We start from the raw sequence: 18,038 nt of genomic DNA, 5'->3' as shown, positions 1-18,038 counted from the left end.
GACCGCCAGAGCCCTTGAGTACGCTCGGCCCTGACCCCGCCGAAACTCCTTAGCTGAGGAAGCGTGCCGTGACCGAGCAGAACGCCGTGCCAGTCGACCCCGCCGACGACCTTCCGGAGCAGATGAAGGTCCGCCGGGAGAAGCGGGACCGGATGCTCGCCGAGGGCGTCGAGCCGTACCCCGTCGGGTTCGCCCGGACCGACACCCTGGCCGAGGTCCGCGCGCGCTACGCCGACCTGCCCACCGACACCGCCACGGGCGACCGGGTCTCGGTCACCGGCCGGGTGATCTTCGTACGGAACACCGGCAAGCTCTGCTTCGCGACGTTGCGGGACGGCGACGGCACCGAACTCCAGGCGATGCTCTCCCTCGACCGGGTGGGGGCGGAGCGGCTGGACGACTGGAAGCGCCTCGTCGACCTGGGCGACCACGTCGGGGTGACCGGTGAGGTGATCACCAGCCGGCGCGGCGAGCTGTCGGTGCTGGCCGAGCAGTGGGCGATCACCGCGAAGGCGCTGCGCCCGCTGCCGGTGGCGCACAAGCCGCTCAGCGAGGAGGCCCGGGTCCGCCAGCGCTACGTCGACCTGATCGTCCGCCCGCAGGCGCGGCAGATGGTGCGTACGCGGGCCGCTGCCGTGCGGAGCCTGCGCGACTGCCTCCACGGGCAGGGCTTCGTCGAGGTGGAGACGCCGATGCTCCAGTTGCTGCACGGCGGTGCGGCGGCCCGGCCATTCGTGACCCACAGCAATGCGTTGAGCACCGATCTGTATCTGCGAATCGCGCCGGAACTGTTTCTCAAGCGCGCCGTGGTCGGCGGGGTCGATCGGGTGTTCGAGATCAACCGTAACTTCCGTAATGAGGGCGTCGACTCTTCGCACTCGCCCGAGTTCGCGATGCTGGAGGCCTACGAGGCGTACGGCGACTACGACACGATGGCGTCGCTGACCCGTAATCTGGTGCAGGAGGCCGCGATCGCGGTCGGCGGCTCGACCGTGGTGACGCACGCGGATGGCCGCGAGTTCGATCTGGGCGGCGAGTGGCGCTCCGTGACCCTCTTCGGGGTGCTTTCGGAGGCGCTCGGCGAAGAGGTCACCGTCCGCACCGAGCGGGCCCGCCTCGTCGAGTACGCCGACAAGGTCGGCCTGGCCGTCGACCCGAAGTGGGGGCCGGGCAAGCTCGCCGAGGAGCTGTTCGAGGAACTGGTCGTGCCGGGGCTCCAGGCGCCGACGTTCGTGCGGGACTACCCGGAGGAGACCAGCCCGCTGACCCGGGCCCACCGCAGCGAGCCGGGGCTGGCCGAGAAGTGGGACCTCTACGTCCTCGGGTTCGAGCTGGGCACCGCGTACTCGGAGCTGGTCGACCCGGTCGTGCAGCGGGAGCGGCTCGTCGCCCAGGCCCAGCTCGCGGCGCGCGGCGACGACGAGGCCATGCGGCTCGACGAGGACTTTCTCCGGGCCATGGAGTACGGAATGCCCCCGGCCGGCGGCATGGGAATGGGAATCGACCGGCTGTTGATGGCGCTGACGGGCCTGGGAATTCGGGAAACCATCCTCTTCCCGTTGGTCCGCGCGGAGTAGCCGACCGGCCACACCGCTAGGGGCAGTTACCGCATCCTATTGACGAGGCAAGCATCGGGCGGGTTATTGTGCTCTCAGTTTGCAGGATCACCCTGCTCGAAAGGAATGTGGGACGTGGCCAAGCAGATCATTCACAAGCTGGTCGATGACCTGGACGGCGGGGACGCTGACGAGACCGTCAAGTTCGCGCTCGACGGGGTTCAGTACGAGATCGACCTGTCCGCCACGAACGCCGAGAAATTGCGGGAGGTTTTCTCGCCCTACGTCGCCAACGGCACCAAGGTGGGCCGGGGCGGCGTGGTGGTCGGCGGGCGGGCTGCGCGCGGCCGGGGCGGCGCCACCGCCGACCGTGAGCAGAACAAGGCGATCCGGGCGTGGGCCAAGCGGGAGGGCAAGGAGATCTCCGACCGGGGGCGCATCCCCCAGGAGATCGTCGACGAGTTCCACGCGAAGCGCTGAGCGCCGAGGCGGTCCCGGGTGACCGCCGCAGTCGCCGGGTGCGACAAGGCCCTCGGCGGGACATCCCCGACACGGGCGACACCGACGCCGGACCGGAGCACACCTCCGGGCCGGCGTCGCCGTGTCACCCGCCGGGAAGAACCCGCTCCGCCGCGGCGTTGTCCACAACCGGTGGAAAACTCGTCCACAGCCTGTGGACAACCGGCCGTCGGCCTGGTCCGCTCGTCGGCCCGGCCGAACCGCCGCCCGACCCGGGTCGCCGGAGGGCGGCTGCGGGCCCGCGGGGAGGCCCGCAGCCGGGTCCCACCGGCCGTCCGAATTTCGCTCTGCGCGTACACGCGGAGACCCCGGAACACGCCCTGAGCGCGGACGGTTGGCTAAAACGACGCGTACCGGACCCCCGTGGAGGACACACGACCTCAGCGGAGTCGGTCCGCGGCGATAGAGTAATGAGGCAAGGACGCCCGTCCCGGACGTCCGCGCACCGGCCCCGCCGAGATCTGACCATCAAGGCGCACGGCACGTGAGGAGCACGAGGGCATGTTCGAGCGGTTCACCGACCGAGCGCGACGGGTTGTCGTCCTGGCCCAGGAAGAGGCCCGGATGCTCAACCACAACTACATCGGTACGGAGCACATCCTGCTGGGCCTGATCCACGAGGGTGAGGGTGTCGCGGCGAAGGCCCTGGAGAGTCTGGGGATCTCGCTGGAGGGTGTGCGTCAGCAGGTCGAGGAGATCATCGGTCAGGGCCAGCAGGCGCCGAGCGGGCACATCCCGTTCACGCCGCGGGCGAAGAAGGTCCTGGAGCTGTCGCTGCGCGAGGCGCTGCAGCTCGGCCACAACTACATCGGCACGGAGCACATCCTGCTCGGCCTGATCCGCGAGGGCGAGGGCGTCGCCGCCCAGGTCCTGGTGAAGCTCGGGGCCGACCTCAACCGGGTCCGCCAGCAGGTGATCCAGCTCCTCTCCGGCTACCAGGGCAAGGAGCCCGCGGCGGCCGGCACGACGACGGGCGAGGCCGCGCCGTCGACCAGCCTGGTGCTGGACCAGTTCGGTCGGAACCTGACCCAGGCTGCCCGCGAGGGCAAGCTCGACCCGGTCATCGGGCGGGAGAAGGAGATCGAGCGGGTCATGCAGGTGCTGTCCCGCCGCACCAAGAACAACCCGGTGCTGATCGGTGAGCCCGGCGTCGGCAAGACCGCCGTCGTGGAGGGCCTGTCCCAGAAGATCATCAAGGGCGAGGTCCCGGAGACGCTGAAGGACAAGCAGCTCTACACCCTCGACCTGGGCGCGCTGGTCGCCGGCTCCCGCTACCGGGGTGACTTCGAGGAGCGCCTGAAGAAGGTGCTCAAGGAGATCCGCACCCGGGGCGACATCATCCTGTTCATCGACGAGATCCACACCCTCGTCGGCGCGGGCGCGGCGGAGGGCGCGATCGACGCGGCGTCGATCCTCAAGCCGATGCTGGCCCGTGGCGAGCTGCAGACCATCGGTGCCACGACGCTCGACGAATACCGCAAGCACCTGGAGAAGGACGCCGCCCTGGAGCGGCGGTTCCAGCCGATCCAGGTGGGTGAGCCGTCCCTGGCGCACACGATCGAGATTCTGAAGGGCCTGCGCGACCGGTACGAGGCGCACCACCGCGTCTCGATCACCGACGCCGCCCTCGTGGCCGCCGCGACCCTGGCCGATCGATACATCTCCGACCGCTTCCTGCCGGACAAGGCGATCGACCTGATCGACGAGGCGGGCGCGCGGATGCGGATCCGCCGGATGACCGCGCCGCCGGACCTGCGGGACTTCGACGAGCGCATCGCGCAGGTGCGCCGCGACAAGGAGTCCGCGATCGACGCGCAGGACTTCGAGCGCGCCGCGCAGCTCCGCGACAAGGAGAAGCAGCTGCTGGGCCAGAAGGCGCAGCGGGAGAAGGAGTGGAAGGCCGGCGACCTCGACGTCGTCAGCGAGGTCGACGACGAGCAGATCGCCGAGGTCCTGGGCAACTGGACCGGCATCCCGGTCTACAAGCTGACCGAGGAGGAGACCTCCCGCCTGCTGCGCATGGAGGACGAGCTGCACAAGCGCGTCATCGGCCAGGAGGACGCGGTCAAGGCCGTCTCGAAGGCCATCCGGCGCACCCGGGCCGGCCTGAAGGACCCGAAGCGCCCGTCCGGCTCGTTCATCTTCGCCGGCCCGTCCGGCGTGGGTAAGACCGAGCTGTCCAAGGCGCTCGCGGAGTTCCTGTTCGGCAGCGAGGACGCCCTCATCCAGCTCGACATGTCCGAGTTCCACGACCGGTACACGGTGTCCCGGCTCGTCGGTGCCCCTCCCGGCTACGTCGGGTACGACGAGGGCGGGCAGCTGACCGAGAAGGTGCGGCGTCGGCCGTTCTCCGTGGTCCTCTTCGACGAGATCGAGAAGGCCCACCCGGACGTGTTCAACACCCTCCTGCAGATCCTGGAGGACGGGCGGCTGACCGACGGCCAGGGCCGGATCGTGGACTTCAAGAACACGGTCATCATCCTGACCACCAACCTCGGCACCCGGGACGTCGCCAAGGCTGTCTCGCTGGGCTTCCAGGCGTCGGAGGACTCGGAGTCCAACTACGACCGGATGAAGCAGAAGGTCAACGACGAGCTGAAGCAGCACTTCCGGCCGGAGTTCCTCAACCGGATCGACGACACCATCGTGTTCCACCAGCTGCGGCAGACCGAGATCCTCTCGATCGTGGACATCATGATCGCCCGGATCGAGACCCAGCTGCGCAACAAGGACATGGGGCTGGAGCTGACCGACAACGCCAAGAAGTACCTGGCGAAGAAGGGCTTCGACCCGGTCCTGGGCGCGCGGCCGCTGCGGCGCACGATCCAGCGCGACATCGAGGACAACCTGTCCGAGCGGATCCTGTTCAACGAGTTGATTCCCGGCCAGATCGTCGTGGTCGACTGCGAGGGCGACCCGGAGGACATCGACAAGTCCAAGCTGGTGTTCCGCGGCTCGGACCGACCTGCCGAGGTCCCCGACGCGGTGCCCGCCGAGCTGGGCGGCACCGAGGCCGCCTGAGCCGAGGCGCACGACGACAGAACGGGCGACGGCCCGGCGGCGAGAGCCGCCGGGCCGTCGCCCGTTCCTGCCTGGGTGGATGCCGGGGAGGCGCGGAAACCGCCATGTCGCCGACATGGCGTCCCCGCGCCGAGGGCTGGGCGTGACCCGGGCGGGCCCGGCTGGGTGGGACCCGGCCCGGCCCGGGGCGGGTCAGGCGTCCAGGGCCGGGGCCGGTATCGCCGGGCCGTCACCCGCGAGACGGAACGACTCCCCACCGGCCGGTTCCACCAGACCGTCGGTGACCAGCCCCGCCAACGCCCGGGAGCGCTGCACGTCGTCGGTCCAGACCTGGTCCAGCCGTTGGCGCGGCACGGGGCCGCTGGACTCCCGCAGCACCGCCAGCAGCAGCCCGCGGACCTGGCGGTCCGTGCCCGCGTACCGCTGGGGACGCCGCGTCGGGCCGGCCGGCGCCGCCTGACCGGAGGCCCGCCAGGCGCAGATCGACTCCACCGGGCAGACCGCGCACCGGGGCGACCGGGCGGTGCAGACGACGGCCCCCAGCTCCATGAACGCGGCGCTGGCGAGGGCGGCCTCGGCTGGCTCCGCCGGCAGCAGTTCCTCGGTGGCCACCAGGTCGGCGGGGCGGGTGGCCGGGCCGGCGTCCGGCTCCCCGGCGACCGCCCGGCTCACCACCCGCCGCACGTTGGTGTCCACCACCGGGTGCCGCTGCCCGTACGCGAAGGCGGCCACCGCCCGCGCCGTGTACGTGCCGACCCCGGGCAGGGCGAGCAGCTGCTCCAGCCGGTCCGGCACCTCGCCGCCGTGCCGCTCGACGATCGCCACCGCGCAGTCGTGCAGCCGCATCGCCCGGCGCGGGTAGCCCAGCCTCCCCCACATCCGGATCGCCTCGGCGGGCGGGTCGGCGGCGAGCGCGGCGGGTGTGGGCCAGCGGGCCAGCCACGCCTCGTACGCCGGCAGCACCCGCACCACGGGCGTCTGCTGGAGCATGACCTCGCTGACCAGGATCGCCCACGCGCCCACGCCGGGCACCCGCCACGGCAGGTCGCGGGCGTTGCGCTCGTACCACCGGCTGACGAGGGTGGCGAAAGTGTGCTCGGACATCGCGCCGTCGATCATGTCACGGGCCGCCTTCCCGCAGGTTGGGCGGGCCGGGCGGGGCGACGCGGAGGCCGCCCCCCGATCGGGCAGAATGCCCGGATGAGCGAGCTCGCGATCACCGTCATCGGCCGGGACCGGCCCGGCATCGTGGCCGACGTCGCCGAGGTGCTCGCCCGGCTGGGCGCGAACCTCACCGACTCCACCATGACCCGGCTGCGGGGCCATTTCGCGATGACCCTGATCTGTGTGGGCCCGGCCGCCGCCGACGTCGAGGCCGCGCTGGCCCCGCTCGCCGCCGACGGCCAGCTCCTGGCCACCGTACGGGCGGTCGCCCCCGACGGCGCGGCCGCGCCGACCGGTGAGCCGTACGTGCTGGCGGTGCACGGCGCGGACCGGATGGGCATCGTCGCGGCGATGACGCGGGTGCTGACCGACGCGGGCGGCAACGTCACCGACTTGAGCACCCGGCTGACCGGCTCCCTCTACGTGGTGGTCGCGGAGGTGGACCTGCCGCCGGGCACCTTCGACGAGGTGGCCGGCCGGTTGGCGCTGGCCGCGGCGGAGTTGGGCGTGGGGGTCAGCCTCCGCCCGGCGGACACGGACCTGCTGTGACGACGGAGTACGCGGGCCTGGCCGGCTGGACACCGGCGGCGCTGCCGGTGCCGGGGGAGGTGCGCCCGGTGGTGTCCGCCCCCGACCCGGTGCTCAGCCGGCCGGGGCCGGAGGTGGATCCGACCTCGGACGAGGTGGTCCGCCTGGCCGCCGACCTGATCGCCACGATGCGGGTCTCGCCGGGTTGCGTGGGCCTCGCCGCCCCGCAGGTCGGCGTGAGCGCGCAGGTGTTCGCGGTGGACGTCACCGGTCACCCGAAGGCGCTCACCGTGCACGGCACGTTCGTCCTGTGCAACGCCCGGGTGGTGGAGGCGACCCGGTGGAAGAGCGGCCGGGAGGGCTGCATGTCGGTGCCCGACCTCACCGGCGACGTCAAGCGGGCCAGCCGCCTGGTCGTCGAGGGGCTGCTGCCGGGCACCGGGGCGCCGGTGCGGCTGGTCACCGACGGCTTCGAGGCCCGCGCCCTGCAGCACGAGATCGACCACTGTCTCGGCCTGCTCTTCCTGGACCGGGTGGCCGGGGCGCACGCGATCTACCAGCGCAAGGTCTACCAGTGACCGGTCCCGGCACCGCCGGGCCGGGTGCCGCTGCGGGCGGGACCGTCGTCCCCGGCGGGGTGTCGCTGTCGTGAGTGGAGGGTCGTCACGGTGAGCCGAGGGTGCTCCGGCGCGTCGCGCCCGGCGACGGTGCGTCGCGCCGCTACGGTGGGGGCATCATGCGTCTGACGGTCGGCCCCCTGCCACCCGCCGTGTACTGGCGGCGTCGCGCCGTCGTACTTGGAGCGGGCCTTCTCTTCCTGATTGTCCTGCTCTATTCCTGTAATGGCGCGGGCAACACCGGCACCACGCCGCAGTCGAAGTCGACTCCGACCCCGACGGCAACCCCGGGTGCGGGCGACCCGTCGGCGGTGCCCGACCCGAGCGGCTCGGTGCTGACGCCGCAGACCGGCCTGCCGCCCGGCGGGTCGGACGACCCGGGCAGCGACCCGGGCTCGTCGGGGGGCGACGAGGGCGGGGCGAGCGGCGGTCCCTCCGGCGGCGACGGCGCTCCGGCCGGGCCCGGTGCGGACGCCGGGACGTGCACCGACGCGGAGATCTCGGTGACGCCGGTGGTGCTGCCGACGTCGGCGCAGCAGGGCACCGTGGTCAGCCTCCAGCTCAAGATCAAGAACAAGTCGGACCGCACCTGCAGCCGCGACGTGGGCGCGGACTTCCAGGAGCTGTTCGTCAAGTCGGGCGCGGAGAAGGTCTGGTCCTCCGACACCTGCGGCAACGTCAAGGGCTCCGACGTGCAGTCGTTCACGCCCGGCTTCGAGCGGTCGTACCAGGTGGACTGGAACGGGCGGGACACCAGCCGCTGCAAGGACGGGCTCGCCAACGGCCCGTTCCCGCCGGCCGGGGCGTACCAGGTCTTCGGGCGGCTCGACACCAAGCTCAGCTCGCCGGTGAAGCTCACCATCACCGGCTGACGACCGCCCGCCGCCGAGGCGGCTCCGACGCCCGGCACCCGGCGGCTTGGTCCCGCTGCCGCCGGGCGTCGGGCGCGTCAGACGTAGCGTTCGAGGATGGAGGCCTCGGCGAGCCGGGACAGCCCCTCCCGGACGCCGCGGGCGCGGGCGTCGCCGACGCCCTCGACGGCCTGCAGATCCTCCACGGTGGCCCCGAGCAGGCGCTGGAGGCTGCCGAAGTGCAGCACCAGCCGGTCGACGATGGCCACCGGCAGCCGGGGGACCTTCGCCAGCAGCCGGAAGCCGCGCGGGCTGACCGCCGCGTCCAGCGCGTCGGAGGCGGCCGGGTAGCCGATGGCCTTGGCCACCGCGACCAGGTCGATCAGCTCGGTGGCGCCCAGCAGGTCCAGCTCCACCAGCGCCTCGTCGAGGGTGCGGGACTTGCGGCCGGCGGGCAGGTAGTCGCGGATGACCAGGGTGCGGTCGGCGTCCACGCCGGCCATCAGCTCGTCGAGCTGCAGCGCCAGGAGGCGACCGTCGGTGCCGAGCTCCACCACGTAGCCGGCGATCTCGTCGGCGATCCGGCGGACCATCTCCAGCCGCTGCACCACCGCCACCGCGTCCCGGACCGTCACCAGGTCCTCGATCTCCAGGGCGGAGAGGGTGCCGGAAACCTCGTCGAGACGCAGCTTGTAGCGCTCCAGGGTGGCCAGGGCCTGGTTGGCCCGGGACAGGATGGCCGCCGAGTCGTCCAGCACGTGCCGCTGGCCGTTGACGTAGAGGCTGATGATCCGCATCGACTGGCTGACGGAGATGACCGGGTAGCCGGTCTGCCGGGCCACCCGCTCGGCGGTGCGGTGCCGGGTGCCGGACTCCTCGGTCGGGATCGACGGGTCCGGCATCAGGTGCACCGCCGCCCGGACGATGCGGGTGCCGTCGCTGGACAGCACCACCGCGCCGTCCATCTTGCACAGCTCCCGCACCCGGGTCGCCGAGAACTCCACGTCCAGCGGGAAGCCGCCGGTGCACAGCCCCTCGACGACCTTGTCGTAGCCCAGGACGATCAGCGCGCCCGTGCGGCCGCGCAGGATCCGCTCCAGGCCGTCACGCAGCGCGGTGCCGGGGGCCATGAGGGCGAGATTGGCCCGCAGCGGATCACCGCTTGCGCCGCCGACACTCCCGGTCACGCTGACGCTGATCGGACGGGCGGGCGAGCCCACGGCACCGGTGCGGGCGTGGGGTGTCGCGCCGGCGGTTTTGCTGGCATCGCGGTCGATCGGCACGCGCACAGTCTACGGACTGGCGTGCGGTGGGTGCTGTCGTGGTTACTGTGATGTGTCACGATGCCCCCTGTCGACCGGGTCGGGAGGCCCGCCGCGCTTGTCCGGAATCGCACCGGCGGTCCGACCCGACGGCCACCGTCGGTCACTCCGCCGATGCGCGGGCGGCACACTGGAGCGCCGAGCGCACGTCGGTGACCTCCATCACGCGCATGTTCTCGGGGCCAGCCCCGGCGCTCTCCGGGCCGCATCCCGGCGGCACGAGGGCCACCCGGAAGCCGAGCCTCGCCGCCTCGGCGAGCCGGCGGGGCACCGCGCCGACCCGGCGCACCTCGCCGGTGAGGCCCACCTCGCCGATCGCCACCAGGTGGGGGTTGATGGCGAGGTTGAGGCCGCCGGAGGCGACCGCGAGGGCCACGGCCAGGTCGGCGGCCGGCTCCACCACCCGGATGCCCCCGACGGTGGCCGCGAAGACCTCCCGGTCGTGCAGGGTCAGCCGCTCGGCGCGGCGCTGGAGCACCGCCAGCACCATCGCCAGCCGGGCCCCGTCCAGACCCGACACGGTGCGCCGGGGCGAACCCGCCACGGTCGCCCCGATCAGCGCCTGGACCTCGGTGACCAGGGCCCGCCGCCCCTCCATCGCCACGGTGACGCAGGTGCCCGGCACCGGCTCCGAGTAGCGGGTGAGGAACAGCCCGGACGGGTCGGCGAGGCTGCTGATGCCGCCCTCGTGCATCTCGAAGCAGCCGACCTCGTCGGCGGCGCCGAACCGGTTCTTCACGCCGCGCACCATCCGCAGCGAGGAGTGCTTGTCGCCCTCGAAGTGCAGCACCACGTCGACCAGGTGCTCCAGCACCCGGGGCCCGGCCACCTGGCCGTCCTTGGTGACGTGGCCGACCAGGACGGTGGCGACCCCCCGCTCCTTCGCCACGGCGACCAGGGCGGCCGTGACCGCCCGCACCTGGGTCACCCCGCCGGGCACCCCCTCGGTGCCGGCGGTGGAGATGGTCTGCACCGAGTCGAGCACCAGCAGCCCCGGCTTCACCGCGTCGAGGTGGCCGAGGACCGCGCCGAGGTCGCTCTCGGCGGCCAGCCAGAGCTGGTCGTGCAGGGCGTTCATCCGCTCGGCGCGCAGCCGCACCTGGCTGACCGACTCCTCGCCGCTGACCACCAGCGACGGGCTGCCGGCGGTGGCCGCCCACTGCTGGGCGACGTCGAGCAGCAACGTGGACTTGCCGACCCCCGGCTCGCCGGCGAGCAGCACCACCGCGCCGGGCACCAGGCCGCCGCCGAGCACCCGGTCGAGCTCGCTCACGCCGGTGGGGCGGGCCTTGGCCGGTGCGGCGCTGATGGTGGCGATCGGCCGGGCCGGCTCGGCCGGCATCCGGGAGCTGACCACCCGCCCGGAGACGGTCGGGCCGGTCACCGTGCACTCGACCACCGAGCCCCACTCGCCGCACTCGGGGCAGCGCCCCACCCACTTGGGCGGCTGGTGGCCGCAGGCGTCGCACTCGTAGGCGGGACGGGGCTCACGGGCGGCCCGGCCGCGCGGGGTCGCCCTGGAGGGTGTCGATCGGGGCGTCGTCACACCGGAACGTTAGTCCCCCCGTACGACGAAGCACCGCCGGCGTGGCGGGTGCCACGCCGGCGGTGCGGTCGAGCTGTTGGCGGTCGGCGGTCAGCCGCCGTGGCCGGAGCCCTCGGTGCCGCCCTCCGCGCCGTGCGCGCCCTCGCGCTGCACGATCTGGGACGGCTGCGGGAGCGGGGTCAGCGGGACGCCGACCGGGGCCGGGGTGCTGACGGTGTTGCCGTTGCCGAAGTCGAAGGTCAGGTTGACCTGCTGGCCGGCGAGCAGCGCCTGGTTGAGGCCGACGAGCTGGAGCGACCGGCCACCCTGCACGTTGAGCTGGACGTAGCCGAGGGCGGGAATCTCGAACCGGGCCGGCTCCCCGGCCGGGGCCGACGGGCTCGGCGAGGCGGACGGGCTCTCCGACGCGCCCTCGGACGGGCTGGCCGACCCGGAACCCGACGGCGACGCGGACCCGGACGGCGACGCGCTCTCCGACGGCGACTCGCTGGCCGACGCCGACGGGCTCGCCGAGGCGGACGCGCCGCCGCTGATCACGATCTCCCGCGCGCTGTCCGTGGTGACGGTCACCGTCACCGGGCTCTGCGTGTCGTTGTAGAGCACCGCGTTGACGGCGGCGTTCGCGCCGGCCTGGTAGCCACCGGCGCCCGGGTATTCCACGTAGAGCCCGCGCACCTTGTAGGCGTTGTCCGAGGTCTGGATGTTGACGCCCTGGACCGACGGCTCCTTGTTGGCGGTCTCGGCCACCTGGCCGGCGCCGCAGCCGGTCGCCAGCAGGCCGGTCGCCGCCGCCACGCCGGACAGCAGCAGGGCCGCCCGCCGGGAACCCCTGATCGAGCGCGTCACGTCGGTCCTCCTCGTCACGATCCCCACCCGGCCGTCGCCGGGCACGGTGGCCATACCCGCGCAGACCGGCTTCAGGGTAGTTGGGGCTGATCGAGAGCCGCACGCCGACCCGGCACCACCACCTTCCCGGGGCGCTCAGAGCACCCGCCCGCCGGTGACCAGCAGCACCACGTCGATCAGGGCCACCAGCAGCACCGCCCGGAACGCGGCCACCCCCCGGTCGCCGGAGCGGCGGGCGTTGCGGCCGGCGTACCACGTCAAGGGCGGGACCAGCGCGGCGGTCGCGACCGCCGACAGCCCGAACCACGACGGCGGCCCGGGCGGCCCGGCGACCAGGGTGACGGTCGCGGCGAGCAGCAGCGCGGCGGCGGCCACCCGGCTGCCGGCCGCGCCGAGCCGGTGCGGCAGCCCCCGCACCCCGGTCCGGGCGTCGTCGGCCAGGTCGGGCAGCACGTTGGCGAAGTGCGCGCCGGCCCCCAGCAGGGCGGCGGCGGCCACCAGCCAGGCCGGCGGGCCGGGGGCGCCGGGCAGCGCGAGCACCACGAAGGCGGGCAGCGCGCCGAACGACACCGCGTAGGGCAGCACGGAGAACGGCGTCGACTTCAGCGGCCAGTTGTAGGCCAGGGCGGAGACCAGGGCCACGGTCGCCCAGACCGCCGCCGTGCGGTTGGTCGTCGCCGCCGCGAGCAGCACCGTGGCCAGGGTCGCGGCCCGCGTCGCCAGCCCCACCGCGCGCCGGCTCACCGCGCCGGCGGCGACCGGCTTGTCGGTACGCCCCACCGCCGCGTCCCGGTCGGCGTCCAGGTGGTCGTTGGACCAGCCGACGGCGAGCTGGCTGGCGAGCACCGTGAGCGCCACCGCGGCGACCCCGGACGCGTGGTGCCCCACCCCCACGGCGAGCAGCCCCGCCACCACGGTCACCGCCGCGGCCGGCTCCGGGTGACTTGCCCTGAGCAGCCCTAACACCGTCGTCGCCATATGGGAAGTCTGGTCGTTACCGTCCGGTCGTGCCACGCTCGGTGCCATGCGTGACGGATCGTCCTCCGTGTCCGACCGGCCGCGCGTGCTGCCGCCGAACGATCCCCGGCAGTACGACGACCTGGCCGACGAGTGGTGGCGTCCCGACGGGGCGTTCGCCATGCTGCACTGGCTCGCCCGCGCCCGGGCGGCCCTGGTGCCGCCGGCCACCCGGCCCGACGCCCTCCTGGTCGACCTGGGCTGCGGCGCCGGCCTGCTCGCCCCGCACCTGGCGGGCAAGGGCTACCGGCACGTCGGCGTCGACCTCACCCGCTCCGCCCTGACCCAGGCCGCCGCGCACGGGGTGACCCCGGTCAACGGCGACGCCACCGCCGTTCCGCTGGCCGACGGCTGCGCCGACGTGGTGGCCGCCGGTGAGCTGCTGGAACACGTGCCGGACTGGCGGGCCGCCGTGGCGGAGGCGGGCCGGCTGCTGCGGCCGGGCGGCCTGCTGGTGCTGGACACGCTCAACGACACCGCGCTGAGCCGGCTGGTCGCGGTGGAGATCGGTGAGCGGCTGCCGACGGTGCCCCGGGGCATCCACGATCCACGGTTGTTCGTGGACGACCGGGAGTTGATCGCCGAGTGCGCCCGGCACGGCGTCGAGCTGCGGGTCCGGGGCGTCCGGCCGGAGCTGGGCGGCACCCTGCGCTGGTTGGTCCGCCGGCTGCGGGCCGCCCGCCGGCCGCCGGTGGGCGGCGGCCTGTCGCCGTCGGGCGGGCGGGAGCCCCGGATCAGGTCGACCTGGTCGACGGCGGTGCTCTACCAGGGGCGCGGCGTCCGGCGCGGATAGCCGGGCCCGCGCAGGGGTACAGGTGAGGCCGGACCGCGACAGCTCCGCCTCTCGTTGGTGACGACGTGGGGTACGCGAACGAGAGGTGGGGAACGTGGCCGTACCGGTGATCGCGGGTCTGGGCACGGCGCAGCCGCCGGGGGCCACGCAGGACGAACTCTGGTCGGGCTTCTTCGCCGGCCACTTCCCCGATGCCACCCGGGCGCTCGCGCAGCGGATCTTCGCCAACTCCGGCGTGACGCGGCGGCAGGCGGCGGTCAACCCGCTGCTGGAGGACGTCTCGGACTGGCCGACGGAGCGCCGGATGCGCCGCTACCAGGTCGAGGCGCTGCCGCTGGGCAAGGAGGCGGTCGGCCGGGCGCTCACCGCCGCCGGCCTGGACGCCGGGGACGTCGGCATGTTCATCGTCTGCTCGTGCACCGGGTACGCCACGCCCGGCCTGGACATCCTCCTCGCCCGGGACCTGGGCATGGCCCCGCACACCCAGCGGATGGTCGTCGGCCACATGGGCTGCTACGCGGCCCTGCCGGGGCTCGGCGCGGCCGGTGACTTCGTCACCGCCCGGCAGCGGCCGGCGCTGCTGCTCTGCGCGGAGCTGACCAGCCTGCACATCCAGCCCGCGACGGCCCGGCTGGACACCCAGCAGATCGTCTCCCACGCCCTCTTCTCGGACGCCGCCGTCGCCGCCGTGGTCGTCCCCGGCGGCCGGGGGTACGCGCTGCGCGAGGTGACCGCCATCACCGACACGTCCACGGCGGACCACATGACCTGGGACGTCACCGACACCGGCTTCCGGATGGGGCTGTCCCCGAAGGTCCCGCAGGTGCTCTCCCGCCACGTCCGGGGCCTGGTCGACGACCTGCTGGCCCGGCACGGCGCGACGCTGTCGGAGGTGGGCGGCTGGGCGGTGCACCCGGGCGGCCCGCGCATCCTGGACGTGGTGGAACGCGAGCTGGCGCTGCCGCCGCAGGCGCTGGACGCGGCCCGCGCCACCCTGGACGCCCACGGCAACTGCTCCTCGGCGACGGTGCTGCTGATCCTGGACCGGCTGCTCCGCGCGCAACGCCCGGCCGAGCGGATCCTGATGCTCGCCTTCGGCCCCGGCCTGACCCTCTACGCCGCCCTCCTGGACCACACCCCCTGACCCCCCACCCACCCCGCCCCCAGGTTCGTCCCGGTGATCAAGAGAAAAGCGTCAAAGTTGATCTCGACGATGACGCAAAGCTCTTGATCACCGAGCCGAGCGGGGGGTGGGGCGGGTTAGGCTCAGCGGTGTGGGTGGGGCGGGGGATGTCTGGGTTGATCGGCTGCGGGGCGGCGTGCTGACCGGGTTGGCCGTGCTCCTCGTGGTCGCCGGCGGCGCGTGGTGGCGGGGCGCGGCTCCCCGGATCGACCCGACGGGTGGGCCGGACCGTTCGTCCGCGGTGGATGCCGTGGATTCTGTAGACGCTGTGGACTCCGTGCCAACGGGTCGGGAAACGGGTCGGGTCGCGCCCGGTGACAGTCCCCATGTCGTCGTCGATCCGGCGAACGGTCGGGTGGTCTTCAGGTCCCCGCGCCGGGCCGTCGTCCTCGACGGACCCACCGGGCGGGTGCTGGCCGACGATGCCAGCGGGTCCGTCCCCTACGACCGGGGCGGCGACCTCGGTGGGTTCGGCACCCTGTGGCAGGCCCGGCTGACCCTGCGCCCCGGCCTGCCGCCGCAGCAGCGTGCCGTTCCCGCCGCCGGGTCCCGGCCCCACCTGCTCCAGGCCCGGTGCACCGGCCCGGGAGAGCTGGTGCTGGTGGCCTTCCCCTTCGGCCAGCGGGAGAGCCACCGGGTGGCGTGCGACGGCTCGTCCACCACCGTGCTGCTGGACGGCGGGAGGAAGCTCCGCTTCGTTCTCGCCGCGTCCGGCGACGCCCCGGTCGTGGTCGACGCCCGGCTGGCGGCGCTCGTCTTCTGAGCCGCAACGCAGGCCGGCTCAGGTGCCGAGGCGGGCCAGGTCGGCGCGGTAGTCCTCGGCGGAGCGCAGCTCCGCAACCACCCGGACCAGCACGCCGGCGCGGTCGACCAGCAGCGCGGTGGCCGCCCCGGGCTGCGCCGGCAGCCGCAGGAAGGTGCGCAGGCCGCCGGCCGGGTCGGCGAGCGGACGTACGGTCGCGGTGGCCGCCGTCGGGGTGGCGTGGACCGTGCGGCCACCCTCCACGGTGACCACGGTCACGCCGGGCGGGGCGAGCGCCGCGGCCTCGGCGACCCGCTCGGGGCAGGGGCAGGCATCCACCAGGATGATCACGGCGGGCGTCAGGCCGCGCAGCGAGACGGCCGAGTTCCCGGCGTCGACCAGGTCCAGCGCCGGCAGCGCCCGGCCGCTCAGGTCGGTCGCCGTCGGGTACGGCACGACGGTGGGGCGGTCGCCGCCCCGGGGCGACCGGGGCCAGGTGACGGCGAACAGGCCGGCGAGGGTGATCAGCAGCGTGACCAGCAGGACGAGCAGCGGCAGCCGCAGCGGTGGCCGGCCGTCGGGGCGGGGGAGCAGGCCGAGGCGGCGACGCCAGCGGGTCTGGTTGGCCTGGCGGCGCAGCTCGCGGCGGACCCGTGCCGCCTCCTCCGCGAGCGCGGACGGGTCGTCCGGCACGACGATGCGGCCCCACTCCGGTGGCAGGCCGGGGAGGCCGTCGGCGGAGCCCTGGCCCTCTGCGTCGGGCATGCCCATCGGACCCCCTGCAACCGTCTCGGCGCGCGGACAGTGTTGTGCCTCCAGGGTCCCGCACCGCCGGCTCCTCCCGCTACACCTGGGCGCGGCTGGCGCGACCGGGATACCATGGGAACAGCGCATAGCCCGAGAAATCCACGCTCCGATCACCCACGTCGGGGTGTCATCCGCCAATCACGGAGCGTGTTCAGACCATCGGTTTGGCCTCCTGTCAAGCTGAAGAAATACCTCTCACAGGGCCCCTGAGCTGCGCCAACGGTCAGGACAGCGGTGGGACATCGGTGCCTGAGCGTGTTACCCTAGACACAGCGAAAGGGGTTTCGAACCTATGGTTTTCAGTGTCGGCGAGACCGTTGTTTACCCCCACCACGGGGCCGCACTCATCGAGGCAATCGAGACTCGGGTCATCAAGGGCGAGCCCAAGCAGTACCTCGTCCTGAGGGTCGCGCAGGGTGACCTGACGGTCCGGGTGCCCGCTGAGAACGCCGAGATCGTGGGTGTGCGCGAGGTGGTCGGCGAAGAGGGCCTGGGCAAGGTCTTCGACGTCCTCCGGGCTCCACACACCGAGGAGCCGACCAACTGGTCGCGGCGTTACAAGGCGAATCTGGAGAAGCTGGCCTCCGGCAACCCGCTGAAGGTGGCCGAGGTCGTGCGCGACCTGTGGCGCCGGGAGCGGGAGCGGGGCCTGTCGGCGGGCGAGAAGCGCATGCTCGCCAAGGCGCGGGACATTCTCGTCGGCGAGGTCGCGCTGGCCGAGAAGAGCACCAAGGACGAGGCGGAGACGCTGCTCGACAAGGTGCTGACCGAGGCCTGATCCGCACCTGATCATCGACCACCCCGCAGCAGCAGAATCCGAGGACCGCGACGTGACCGCGCAGCTCAATCCGCGCGGTGACGTCGCGGTCCTCGTGCCTGCGGCCGGTGCCGGCGTACGCCTGGGCCCGGGCGCGCCCAAGGCCCTGCGTCCCCTTGCCGGTGAGCCGCTGCTCGTGCACGCCGTGCGCCGGATCGCCGCCGCCGCGTCCGTGCACACGATCGTGGTGGCCGCCCCGGCGGCCGAGGTCGACGCGGTCCGCGACCTGCTGACCCCGGTCGCCCCGGTGACGGTCGTCCCCGGCGGGGCGGAACGCCAGGCGTCCGTGGCCGCCGCGCTGGCCGCCGTCCCCGCCGGCCCGGAGATCATCCTGGTGCACGACGCGGCCCGCGCGCTCACCCCGCCCGAGCTGGTCGAGTCCGTCGCCGCGGCGGTCCGCTCCGGGCACGACGCGGTGATCCCCGTCCTGCCGGTCGTCGACACGATCAAGGAGGTCGGCCCGGGTGAGGTGGTCCTCGGCACGGTCGACCGGTCCGCCCTGCGCGCCGTGCAGACCCCGCAGGGCTTCCGCCGGGCGGTGCTGACCGCCGCCCACGAGGCGGCCGGCGACCCGCTCACCGACGACGCGGGCCTCGTCGAGAAGCAGGGCGTGCCGGTGGTCTGCGTCCCCGGCTCCGAGCACGCCCTCAAGGTCACCCGCCCGTTCGACCTCGCGCTGGCCGAGCACCTGCTGGCCGGCGGCGCGTGA

Annotated in this window: 17 protein-coding genes; 11 read left to right on the top strand and 6 right to left on the bottom strand. The window is 73.6% G+C overall.

Going from position 1 to position 18,038, the window contains the following annotated elements:
- Positions 1–68 precede the first annotated feature (68 nt).
- From lysS to ACVMYR_RS14275, 3 genes are all read left to right on the top strand, one after another.
- Positions 69–1,577 (top strand): lysine--tRNA ligase, encoded by a 1,509-nt coding sequence (lysS, locus tag ACVMYR_RS14285; protein WP_043965039.1) that lies wholly within the window; start codon positions 69–71, stop codon positions 1,575–1,577.
- Between the two features lie 114 nt (positions 1,578–1,691).
- The gene (locus ACVMYR_RS14280; RefSeq protein WP_198956599.1) at positions 1,692–2,036 is read left to right on the top strand and encodes a histone-like nucleoid-structuring protein Lsr2; all 345 of its coding nucleotides are present in this window, start codon (positions 1,692–1,694) and stop codon (positions 2,034–2,036) included.
- Positions 2,037–2,576: 540 nt separating this feature from the next.
- Positions 2,577–5,096: an ATP-dependent Clp protease ATP-binding subunit gene (locus ACVMYR_RS14275; RefSeq protein WP_077938041.1), complete on the top strand. Its 2,520-nt coding sequence runs from the start codon at positions 2,577–2,579 to the stop codon at positions 5,094–5,096.
- A 192-nt stretch (positions 5,097–5,288) separates the two neighbouring features.
- On the opposite strand, the gene ACVMYR_RS14270 is transcribed toward ACVMYR_RS14275, so the two are convergent.
- Positions 5,289–6,200 (bottom strand): HhH-GPD family protein, encoded by a 912-nt coding sequence (locus tag ACVMYR_RS14270; protein WP_229404930.1) that lies wholly within the window; start codon positions 6,198–6,200, stop codon positions 5,289–5,291.
- A gap of 96 nt (positions 6,201–6,296) precedes the next feature.
- On the opposite strand from ACVMYR_RS14270, the gene ACVMYR_RS14265 reads away from it, so the two are divergent.
- The 3 genes from ACVMYR_RS14265 (at position 6,297) to ACVMYR_RS14255 (ending at position 8,277) form a co-directional block, all read left to right on the top strand.
- A complete protein-coding gene (locus tag ACVMYR_RS14265; protein ID WP_077938046.1) occupies positions 6,297–6,809 on the top strand; it encodes a glycine cleavage system protein R in 513 nt (170 codons plus the stop codon).
- Complete coding sequence (locus ACVMYR_RS14260; RefSeq protein ID WP_077938043.1) at positions 6,806–7,366, top strand: peptide deformylase; 561 nt, start codon at positions 6,806–6,808, stop codon at positions 7,364–7,366. The genes ACVMYR_RS14265 and ACVMYR_RS14260 overlap by 4 nt, the downstream gene beginning before the upstream one ends.
- A 158-nt stretch (positions 7,367–7,524) precedes the next feature.
- On the top strand, positions 7,525–8,277 hold the full coding sequence (locus ACVMYR_RS14255) for a hypothetical protein (RefSeq protein ID WP_457121979.1): 753 nt from the start codon (positions 7,525–7,527) through the stop codon (positions 8,275–8,277).
- A gap of 77 nt (positions 8,278–8,354) precedes the next feature.
- Here the strand turns inward: ACVMYR_RS14255 and disA are convergent, their stop codons facing one another.
- From disA to ACVMYR_RS14235, 4 genes are all read right to left on the bottom strand, one after another.
- On the bottom strand, positions 8,355–9,539 hold the full coding sequence (disA, locus tag ACVMYR_RS14250) for a DNA integrity scanning diadenylate cyclase DisA (RefSeq protein ID WP_074472796.1): 1,185 nt from the start codon (positions 9,537–9,539) through the stop codon (positions 8,355–8,357).
- A 142-nt stretch (positions 9,540–9,681) separates the two neighbouring features.
- Positions 9,682–11,124, bottom strand: a complete 1,443-nt coding sequence (gene radA / locus ACVMYR_RS14245) for a DNA repair protein RadA (protein WP_043965049.1) — start codon at positions 11,122–11,124, stop codon at positions 9,682–9,684.
- Positions 11,125–11,214: 90 nt separating this feature from the next.
- The gene (locus ACVMYR_RS14240) at positions 11,215–11,970 is read right to left on the bottom strand and encodes a copper chaperone PCu(A)C (RefSeq protein WP_431892322.1); all 756 of its coding nucleotides are present in this window, start codon (positions 11,968–11,970) and stop codon (positions 11,215–11,217) included.
- Positions 11,971–12,105: 135 nt separating this feature from the next.
- Positions 12,106–12,948, bottom strand: a complete 843-nt coding sequence (locus ACVMYR_RS14235; RefSeq protein ID WP_096761660.1) for a UbiA family prenyltransferase — start codon at positions 12,946–12,948, stop codon at positions 12,106–12,108.
- A gap of 46 nt (positions 12,949–12,994) precedes the next feature.
- Here ACVMYR_RS14235 and ACVMYR_RS14230 point away from each other — a divergent pair, with 46 nt between their 5' ends.
- The 3 genes from ACVMYR_RS14230 to ACVMYR_RS14220 all read left to right on the top strand — a co-directional run bounded on the left by ACVMYR_RS14230 (position 12,995) and on the right by ACVMYR_RS14220 (position 15,726).
- Complete coding sequence (locus ACVMYR_RS14230; RefSeq protein WP_457121978.1) at positions 12,995–13,780, top strand: methyltransferase domain-containing protein; 786 nt, start codon at positions 12,995–12,997, stop codon at positions 13,778–13,780.
- 94 nt (positions 13,781–13,874) lie between these two features.
- Entirely contained in the window at positions 13,875–14,924 is a 1,050-nt protein-coding gene (locus ACVMYR_RS14225) for a type III polyketide synthase (protein ID WP_228986996.1), read from the top strand.
- A 394-nt stretch (positions 14,925–15,318) separates the two neighbouring features.
- On the top strand, positions 15,319–15,726 hold the full coding sequence (locus ACVMYR_RS14220; RefSeq protein ID WP_457121977.1) for a hypothetical protein: 408 nt from the start codon (positions 15,319–15,321) through the stop codon (positions 15,724–15,726).
- An 18-nt stretch (positions 15,727–15,744) separates the two neighbouring features.
- On the opposite strand, the gene ACVMYR_RS14215 is transcribed toward ACVMYR_RS14220, so the two are convergent.
- Positions 15,745–16,476 (bottom strand): hypothetical protein, encoded by a 732-nt coding sequence (locus ACVMYR_RS14215; protein WP_457121976.1) that lies wholly within the window; start codon positions 16,474–16,476, stop codon positions 15,745–15,747.
- A 328-nt stretch (positions 16,477–16,804) separates the two neighbouring features.
- Here ACVMYR_RS14215 and ACVMYR_RS14210 point away from each other — a divergent pair, with 328 nt between their 5' ends.
- On the top strand, positions 16,805–17,290 hold the full coding sequence (locus tag ACVMYR_RS14210) for a CarD family transcriptional regulator (protein WP_007073334.1): 486 nt from the start codon (positions 16,805–16,807) through the stop codon (positions 17,288–17,290).
- 52 nt (positions 17,291–17,342) lie between these two features.
- Complete coding sequence (ispD, locus tag ACVMYR_RS14205; RefSeq protein WP_043965062.1) at positions 17,343–18,038, top strand: 2-C-methyl-D-erythritol 4-phosphate cytidylyltransferase; 696 nt, start codon at positions 17,343–17,345, stop codon at positions 18,036–18,038.

The organism is Micromonospora sp. PTRAS2, assembly GCF_054052245.1.
The sequence above is the reverse complement of the archived record's forward strand: the minus strand, read 5'-3'. Positions and strand labels throughout refer to the sequence as shown.

Bases quoted from the DNA above. Each gene is read 5' to 3' on its own strand.
- ACVMYR_RS14210 (WP_007073334.1), top strand. From the start codon at position 16,805: ATGGTTTTCAGTGTCGGCGAGACCGTTGTTTACCCCCACCACGGGGCC.
- ACVMYR_RS14215 (WP_457121976.1), bottom strand. From the start codon at position 16,476: ATGGGCATGCCCGACGCAGAGGGCCAGGGCTCCGCCGACGGCCTCCCC.
- ACVMYR_RS14230 (WP_457121978.1), top strand. From the start codon at position 12,995: ATGCGTGACGGATCGTCCTCCGTGTCCGACCGGCCGCGCGTGCTGCCG.
- ACVMYR_RS14255 (WP_457121979.1), top strand. From the start codon at position 7,525: ATGCGTCTGACGGTCGGCCCCCTGCCACCCGCCGTGTACTGGCGGCGT.
- ACVMYR_RS14270 (WP_229404930.1), bottom strand. From the start codon at position 6,200: ATGTCCGAGCACACTTTCGCCACCCTCGTCAGCCGGTGGTACGAGCGC.
- ACVMYR_RS14265 (WP_077938046.1), top strand. From the start codon at position 6,297: ATGAGCGAGCTCGCGATCACCGTCATCGGCCGGGACCGGCCCGGCATC.
- ACVMYR_RS14235 (WP_096761660.1), bottom strand. From the start codon at position 12,948: ATGGCGACGACGGTGTTAGGGCTGCTCAGGGCAAGTCACCCGGAGCCG.
- ACVMYR_RS14275 (WP_077938041.1), top strand. From the start codon at position 2,577: ATGTTCGAGCGGTTCACCGACCGAGCGCGACGGGTTGTCGTCCTGGCC.